This is a genomic window from Actinomyces succiniciruminis (genome assembly GCF_900002405.1).
GTDB lineage: Bacteria > Actinomycetota > Actinomycetes > Actinomycetales > Actinomycetaceae > Actinomyces > Actinomyces succiniciruminis.
Genome location: NZ_LK995525.1, coordinates 1 through 1,865, shown reverse-complemented (window position 1 = coordinate 1,865; position 1,865 = coordinate 1). Strand labels below are relative to the sequence as shown.

The following is a 1,865-nucleotide window of genomic DNA, read 5'->3' as shown; positions in this document are numbered from 1 at the left end:
CAGCAGCGACATGACGTCGCCCAGACCGGCCATGCACCCATGAACGGTGCTCGGCCCGCCGCTTGCGTATGTGTCGGTGCATACGCCGCACTGCTCAGCGAGGATCGGCCCCGGCGTCTCCTGCAGCGGCCACCGCCAACGCGGTGGCTACCGCCGCACGGGCGTTGCCGCCGGGCGTGGGCAGTAGGAGGATTCCCATACGCCCCACCACGCGTCGCATGCCTGCGCCCATATGCTCGGCAATGATGGTGTCGACGCGATGCTCGTTAAGGAACCGGACAATGCGGGCGTGATGTGATCCCTCGGTGCCGGCGTCATGGGCGACGTCCCAGCCGACAGGGAACTCCTGCCAGCGAGTGATCACCCCGTCCGAGACGTTTACCACCGCGACGCGTGGGGCGCGACCGAAGCGCGGCTCCACCTGACCGTCTGTCGTCACAGGGATGAGGACCGTGGATACGGGTCCGATCATCGGCTCAGTGAATGAATCGCTCATGGCAGCAGCGTAAGCCCGTGGGCAGATACGACGAACTTGTGCACATCCGCCGGCTCAGTCGTGTTGCTCGCGCGACGCCTGGTACGCAGCACCCACGATGCCCGCGGTGTTCAGCAGCTGCGCCGGAACGATAGGAGTCTTCAGGTCGAGTCTGGGCAGGAACTTCTCGTGCTTCTTTGACACGCCTCCACCAACGACGAACAGGTCCGGTGAGAACAGCATCTCCACGTGGGAGTAGTACCGCTGCAGCCGCTTGGCCCACTTCTTCCACGACAGGTCCTGAAGCTCCTTCTGCCCCGAGGAGGCGCGCTTCTCAGCGTCATAGCCGTCGATCTCGAGGTGACCGAGCTCAGTGTTCGGTACCAGGGTGCCGTCGACAATGATGGCCGAGCCGATGCCCGTGCCTAGCGTGGTCACTATGACCGTTCCGGCGACGCCCTTGGCGGCTCCGAAGGCGACCTCGGCCAGGCCGGCGGCGTCTGCGTCGTTCAGCGCAGTCACGGGGCGCCCAAGGTGCTGCAGCATCAGCTCGTTGAGGTTCACTCCCGCCCACGAGTCGTCAAGATTCGCAATGAAGGGGATTGTGCCGTGCACGATAGGCGCCGGGAAGGCGATACCTACCGGTACGTGCTCGCTGATGCCGAGGCCGTCAAGTAGCTGCTTACAAACCTCCGCCACGGCATCGGGTGTGGACGGCTGTGGCGTCTCGATCCGAATGCGGTCACCAATGAACTCACCGGTGTCGAGGTCCACACGCGCACCTTTGATGCCCGAGCCGCCGATATCAATCCCGCACGCAACCGAAGTCATCGTAGCCTCCTCCAATTCCGCCTGCTGCCTGTAGCGCGAGGATATCGGAGTCGGACGGCCGTTGGTGCCCGTTTTGAGTGACGTCTTCTGACCGTCTGGTGGTACCGGAGGTTCGTGTGCCCCGTGGTGTGGTGTGTGTTGCTCGTCTTGGGGGGTGTGTGGTTGTGGTTGTGGGGTGTGGGTTCGTGAGCGTGCCGGCAGTGTCCTACTCTCCCACCCGCCTTCCGGGGGCAGTACCATCGGCGCTGGGGGGCTTGGCTTCCGGGTTCGGAAAGGAGTCCGGGCATGACCCACCCCGCTATGACCACCGGCACACACACCAGCCCACACCCACCCGACAACAACCAGGCCAGGCGGGCCCGCTCGCGCGCGCGCCACACACCACACTGTTCTGTTCTAGCACCCTATTCGGGTGGGTTGCCTGTGAACCGTACAGCGGACGCAAAAGAGAACGCACCAAGGAACACTCTGCTCGGCTGTTGTTTGCTGGTTGAACACTGCTGCTGCTTGTGGAAGCCCCACGCGTCAAGCCGCCGTCACACACGCCCCCGCCCAACCC

The 1,865-nt window shown here is 64.3% G+C and carries 2 protein-coding genes and 1 rRNA gene; all 3 read right to left on the bottom strand.

Going from position 1 to position 1,865, the window contains the following annotated elements; translation table 11 throughout:
* Positions 1-94: 94 nt before the first annotated feature.
* The 3 genes from BN1056_RS10180 to rrf all read right to left on the bottom strand — a co-directional run bounded on the left by BN1056_RS10180 (position 95) and on the right by rrf (position 1,618).
* On the bottom strand, positions 95-496 hold the full coding sequence (locus BN1056_RS10180; protein WP_199912485.1) for a NifB/NifX family molybdenum-iron cluster-binding protein: 402 nt from the start codon (positions 494-496) through the stop codon (positions 95-97).
* 54 nt (positions 497-550) lie between these two features.
* Positions 551-1,306, bottom strand: coding sequence for a polyphosphate--glucose phosphotransferase (gene ppgK, locus BN1056_RS10175; RefSeq protein ID WP_073328054.1), 756 nt, complete (start codon positions 1,304-1,306; stop codon positions 551-553).
* A 192-nt stretch (positions 1,307-1,498) separates the two neighbouring features.
* A 5S ribosomal RNA gene (gene rrf, locus BN1056_RS10170) occupies positions 1,499-1,618 on the bottom strand.
* Positions 1,619-1,865: the final 247 nt, after the last annotated feature.

What these genes read in the sequence shown, in the direction of transcription:
- BN1056_RS10180 (WP_199912485.1), bottom strand. Translation starts at nt 496, where the DNA reads ATGAGCGATTCATTCACTGAGCCGATGATCGGACCCGTATCCACGGTC.
- ppgK (WP_073328054.1), bottom strand. Translation starts at nt 1,306, where the DNA reads ATGACTTCGGTTGCGTGCGGGATTGATATCGGCGGCTCGGGCATCAAA.